The sequence below is a fragment of the Bacillus sp. TL12 genome, from assembly GCF_022625245.1.
In the GTDB taxonomy this organism is placed as follows: domain Bacteria; phylum Bacillota; class Bacilli; order Bacillales; family Bacillaceae_G; genus Bacillus_A.
This window is the reverse complement of sequence record NZ_JAJJBY010000084.1, coordinates 1-5,871: the sequence shown is the minus strand read 5'-3', so window position 1 is coordinate 5,871 and position 5,871 is coordinate 1. Positions and strand designations below refer to the sequence as shown.

General features: G+C 33.6%; 3 protein-coding genes. All 3 read right to left on the bottom strand.

Annotated features, from left to right (window positions below):
- Window positions 1–418 precede the first annotated feature (418 nt).
- The 3 genes from LOK41_RS27010 to LOK41_RS27000 all read right to left on the bottom strand — a co-directional run bounded on the left by LOK41_RS27010 (window position 419) and on the right by LOK41_RS27000 (window position 5,543).
- The gene (locus tag LOK41_RS27010) at window positions 419–2,386 is read right to left on the bottom strand and encodes an ABC transporter permease (protein ID WP_241819131.1); all 1,968 of its coding nucleotides are present in this window, start codon (window positions 2,384–2,386) and stop codon (window positions 419–421) included.
- A 1-nt stretch (window position 2,387) separates the two neighbouring features.
- Entirely contained in the window at window positions 2,388–3,134 is a 747-nt protein-coding gene (locus tag LOK41_RS27005) for an ABC transporter ATP-binding protein (protein WP_241819129.1), read from the bottom strand.
- A gap of 378 nt (window positions 3,135–3,512) precedes the next feature.
- The gene (locus LOK41_RS27000; RefSeq protein WP_241819128.1) at window positions 3,513–5,543 is read right to left on the bottom strand and encodes a serine hydrolase domain-containing protein; all 2,031 of its coding nucleotides are present in this window, start codon (window positions 5,541–5,543) and stop codon (window positions 3,513–3,515) included.
- Between the last annotated feature and the right edge of the window lie 328 nt (window positions 5,544–5,871).

Here is a 5,871-nt window from a genome sequence, read left to right as displayed (position 1 = left end):
GGGATCTCGCCACATGTCCATCAAGCTAAGAAAAACAGGAACCCCATGCCCATCAACTTAAGAAAACAAATCCACCCCAAAACGAAAAAATGAGCTTTTTTATTACAAGTTAGGACAAAATCTCGTTCTGGGGGAGGTGTATTTTCTTAGCTCGATGGCGATGTGGCGGTACCCCATCGCCGTCAAGCTAAGATTTTACACTATCCATAAAGCAAAAAATACGTTATCCCTTCTTCTGATTCTGCAGAAAGAATAGCGTATTTTTTCATTTTAAGAGGAATTTTTATTTTCTTAGCTTGATAGAGATGTGGTGCTACTCCATTGGTAAAACAAAGAATTTAATTAACTCACTAAAAAAGTGACTTTAAGTAAGAGGTATATATACGGAATACCACCAGCATTTCTCTCATTTACCACTTTAATTTATGGAATGAAGTATTTGGCGCAAATAACTTCTTCTAATAATAAGGTAGTAAATTATTTGTATACTAATAAAGCTCGTGAATATGAGAATAGAATTTCCTGCAATAGGTAAGTCTATATGCCTGCTCTGCGCTAAAAATCTTATTGCCAAGAAGGCTACGCTACTGTGAAGAACAGAAATCACAATAGGTATAAAAAATAATATGCTAATTTGTTGGGTTACAATTTTTTTTATTTCTCTTTTAGTTAACCCTAATTTAGAAAGCATTTGGAATTGGCTTTTATCTCGATCTAAATCTGTGAATAAACGGAAGTATAAGAAACTAATTGTAAATATAAAAAATACAACTCCTACTAGTACACTAAGAATAGATAGTATCGCATTCACTTGTTTACTTTCTAACCATTTTAATACCGGGGAATCAAATATAAAAGGTCGATATGCGTTTGTATAATCATTTGGAATTATCTTTGTAAGTTTTTTAGCCACATCTGCTGTTTCATACATGTTTTTAATTAAAAAACGATAGTCTATATATTGATCGACCTTTGTTTCTCCTAACTGTGTATTTAGTATTGTTTCGTACATTGAATCCGAAACAACGACAGAAAAATTATCAGATGGGCTGATAATTTTATCCATTAATATTTTATTACCAGAAAAATTATAATTCATATTACCGTGTTCCAGTGTAAGGGATGAAGACAGTTTCTTTAATTTCTCTTGAGGAGCTAATCTCAGATACATTTTTGATGGCAGGATTAGACTGTCTGTTTCCTTATTTAACGTTTCTGCTGGGTATCCTAGTGTTTTGGCAGTTGCGTTGTAATCAGTCAGTTTCATAATTGGTGTTGCGTGACTTGTTGTATTAAAACCAGTAGAAATTACTAATTTATATGAGAATCCATCATTATGTAATTGTTTCTCTATTTGAGAAATATGAAATGCCTCCTCCTTGTTGTGTTTAAATGATTTATATTCAAATGCATAAGGACTGTTAACTTCCGCTAATGCGCCATTTCCAATAGAAAGACAAGTACCAATAGAGGTAAAGGCAACTGCGGAAAGTACACTTACTAGAAAGAGTGTTCTTGCGTTATCTGTCATTCGATATGTTAACTCTGAAATCATTAACATATTGGTTTTTTTAAAGAAAGTGTATTGACGATTTTTTAATATTTTAATGACATAAAAGCTCAGCTGAGTAAATAAAAAGTATGTTCCTAATACAGTTAAGAAAACACATAGTAATAGAACATATATCTCAATTCCTTTTCTTAATGCCATATCCAAATAAAATGCTGAGACATATCCAATGCAAATACAAAGAATTGAGAAGAAGGCTAGCCATTTAGATGACTTTGGTTCCGTTTTTGGTTTTTCTTCAGATTTCATGAGTTCAATTAGCTGTGATACCTTCATTATTCGTACAGTGAAAAAAGAGACAAGTATAAATAAAATAAAAAACATAAGAGATGTCACTAAAATTGCCTTAGTAGGAAAATGAAATGGAAGCCCACCTTTTAATAGGAAAAGGGAACCACTTATCAGTAAGATTAATTTTCCAAAAACTAATCCAAGTCCAATTCCAACAATAATTGCAGAACATCCAATTAACATATTTTCCATGAAAATTAGCTTTTTTAATTGTGCGTTAGACATGCCATGGAGTAATAAGATCCCAAATTCCTTTTTCCTTGTTTTTAAAAACATAGTAATTGAATATAGAATGAAAAAGAAGGAGAAAAATACAATTAGATATTGAGCAATTTTAAATCCTTTTGTACTTAACGAACTCATGGTCTCACTGGTCGATACAAGATTTCCAGTGAAATTAGGATGAAATGCAAGCAATTCAAAAGTAAATAGAATCATCACGGCAAATGTACTACTCAAAAAATGTCCAAGGTATAATTGTTTATTACGAGTGACATTATTATATACAAGCTGACGAAAATTCATGTTAATTACCTCCTAGTAAAGATAGTACATCTGTAATATCTTTGTGAAATTTTGAACGATTGTCACCGCAATAAATTTCATTATAAAAAGATCCATCTGTAATGAAGATTACTCGATCACAGTAACTCGCGGCTACTGGATCATGTGTCACAAGCATCATAGTTACTTGTTGATCTTGATTTAATTTCTTTAGGAGTTCCATCACATCATTTGCCGCTTTTGAATCTAAATTTCCTGTTGGTTCATCTGCTAATATTAATTGCGGAGAATGAATGAGGGCACGAGCAATGGCGGTTCGTTGAGCTTGTCCTCCTGAAATTTCGTAGGTTCTTTTATTTAAAATCTGTTCAATCCCCAGTTTTTTAGAAATAACTTCTACTTTGTTGTTCATTTCATTCAAACTTACATTATCTAATGTAAGTGGTAAAACAATATTCTCTTTTACAGTTAGCGTATTCATGAGGTTAAAGGATTGAAAGACAAATCCTAGTTCGCGTCGTCTAAATAATGCTAAATCATTAGAAGATAAACAATGAGGATTTTTTTCGTTAATAAATACTTCTCCTGATGTTGGTGCATCAATAGTAGAAATCATATTCAGTAAAGTTGATTTGCCACTTCCTGATGCTCCCATAATTCCTACAAATTCTCCTTTTTGTATTGTCAAATCAATATTGGAAAGAGCTTTATAAGATACTTTTCCTGTATTATAAATTTTACTTAAGTTACGGACTGTTAATATACTCATAGTTATTATCTCCTGTTCGTTTATTGGCTATATATAATTTAATCAAAAGTATTATAGTCCTCATATTGAATTGTCTTACATTTACCTTACAAGCATGTAAGAATTCTATCTTTTAAGAAAATTGTTTTAGAGGAGGTTGAAGATCTAACTCAACATATTTACAGTGTATAACGCCTATTAAATTAAAGGAAGGAACCTATCATATTTCCTAATAGGTTCCTTTTTTTAATACAAAAATTTCAAATATATAGAGTCATGCTTCGAATCGTTTGCGTTTTCATAAAGATCTTATAAAGTTAAATTTCTTGTTTTATTTTAGCTTGATATTGATAAGATACTAGCATCCCATTTTTTTATTATTTAAATTAGAATAAATATCTACTGTCGTTTAATAGGCAATGCATAATAGCCAAAAGCTAAATCAAGCAAGGCACCTGCTTCTTGACGCAGTAACACATCTTTCGGACGGAACATAAAAGATCCGTCAGCATTGATAGAAGTATCAGGGTCTAGAATTCCTTGGGAGGCAAGTGCTTGAATAGATTGAACTGCCCAATCATCTGCGGCATCAAGTAATTTAACTTTACTAGCTTTATCAGTTTGAATCATTTTCAGGTCTTGAATTTGCTTTACGTTTTGAATCATGGTTGCTGCGACTTGTCGGGTAATCGGAGTAGCACGGTTATACTCTGGAATTCCATTCATCATTTTTTCTCTTGCCTCCTTGGATTCGTCTGGAAAACCGTTCCATCCGTGAGCAAGTAACAGCGTATCCGCAAATTCTCCTTGTGTCATGGTGTCCATCGGATTAAATAGATTATCTGTTTTAGCACCCATAATATTTAGAGCATGAAGACTATCAATGTGACTTCTATATTTACTCTTTGATGGCACGTCATCAAAAGGTGGTTTGTTGTTAATTCTCTGAGCATCTGCTACAAAATCAAAGCTTTTAGGAGAGTTGTAGTGAAAATATGCGATTTCTCCAGCCGAATTCTTTTTGAAAGCGACTTTATTGCCTTCTGAATCTTCAAATAACAACGGATGAATCATTTTGAGAACCTGTTTTCCCGTTGTACCACCCTCCATGACCAAATTCCCATTTTCATAAGTAAAATTAGTGCGAATTGCAGCAAAACGCGTATTTTGGAATAAACCCAAGTATTTATGAGCCTCTTTTTCCTCTAACGGAAGATAGCTTGTTTTTACATCATTCTTCTTAGCAGGGAAATAGTGATCCATAAGAGCTTCATATATGTCTATACTCATCATTGAATCATTATTATAAGACATGAAGAATGCTGTTTTTTGTTCAGGCACTAAAATCAGCAGTGATTGATGTCCAGGCATACTTCCACCTTTCATTACAACGTGTTGACCGTTAGCAAATTCATTAAAAGGCGTTTCAAATCCAATTGTCGCAACAGGGATTGTCTTATCATCAAAAACTTGATAGGCATGCATCATATCTATGCTTTTTTTACTTACAATTTCTTTGTCTTTAAACGTTCCTTTCTGTAGTTGCATAATCATGTATTTTGACATGTCTTCCGCAGTAGATAAAATGCCTCCTTGTGGTGTATCCCTTAAACCGCTCCCACTTGTTGGAATCGGATCACCAGTGGGACCATAATGTGTAGCCATTCTTTCGAGAAGGTCAGGCGTAAAGCTCATACTCGTAGATTTCATATCTAATGGTTTGAAAATATTTTTTTCCATATATTTTGAAAAAGGGGTGTTAGTAGCATTCTCTACTGCAAACCCTGCGAGCGCAAATGAGACGTTGTCATACGTATAAGCTTCACCTGGTGGCCGTACCACCGTTGGCATATGTTTAGAGAAAAATCCTTTCATTGGTATACTATTATGAACGTATTCGGGTCCAGTTATATTTGTGAGGTCCGGAAAATCTACCCCGCTAGTATAAGTGAGCATATCAAACAGGGTGAGAGGTTTCCCTGTTTGATTAGGTATTTGTAATCCACCTAGATATTTTTGTACGTCTTGATCTAGTTTAAGCTTTCCTTTATCGACTTGTTGCATCACAGCCAAGGCAGTAAAAGTTTTTGAGACTGAAGCAATTTGAAAGACCGTGTCCTTAGTAACGGGAATTTTCTTTTCTTTATCAGCATATCCATACCCTTTATTAACAACAACCTTGCCATCATGAACGACGACAAAACTAGAACCATTCACATTATACTTCTTCATTTTTTCCTCAAATAATGGATCAGCAAAAGATTCAATTTCTTTTTTATTATTGGGTCCTTTCATCATTTCAATATTAGTTGTGGATGCCGATGGTTTTGATGTTTCTCCTTCTAATGATTGTTGGGAACATGCAGAAATCATGGTTGAAGAAGAAAGAAGAATTGCAACGATCCCCAGTTTGTTAATTGCTTGTTTCATTTTTGAACGCTCCTTTATTTAATTAGGATTTTTTGTTAGCTCAACGAGTTAGCGACTCACTAGTTTATGAACAGAGTGTAACAAGCGGCGAGTCATAGTAGATAGTGAACTTCTGTCATATTTATAAAGAAAAACAAAAATTGAGTGGATGAGGCTGTATTGATAGTTATGTCATAAAAGTCATGACATTTTGACACTAACGTATGTGACAGAAAAACCCTTAGAATCAAGGAGCAGTTTTTAACGCATTAACAATAAATGAGGAGGGGAGATCTACATTGTGTATGTTAAAAAATATAACGAGGCGTGAAAGGGGAAATAGGTATGA

Excerpts from the sequence above, each read along its gene's own strand:
- LOK41_RS27010 (WP_241819131.1), bottom strand. The coding sequence starts at position 2,386 with ATGAATTTTCGTCAGCTTGTATATAATAATGTCACTCGTAATAAACAA.
- LOK41_RS27005 (WP_241819129.1), bottom strand. The coding sequence starts at position 3,134 with ATGAGTATATTAACAGTCCGTAACTTAAGTAAAATTTATAATACAGGA.
- LOK41_RS27000 (WP_241819128.1), bottom strand. The coding sequence starts at position 5,543 with ATGAAACAAGCAATTAACAAACTGGGGATCGTTGCAATTCTTCTTTCT.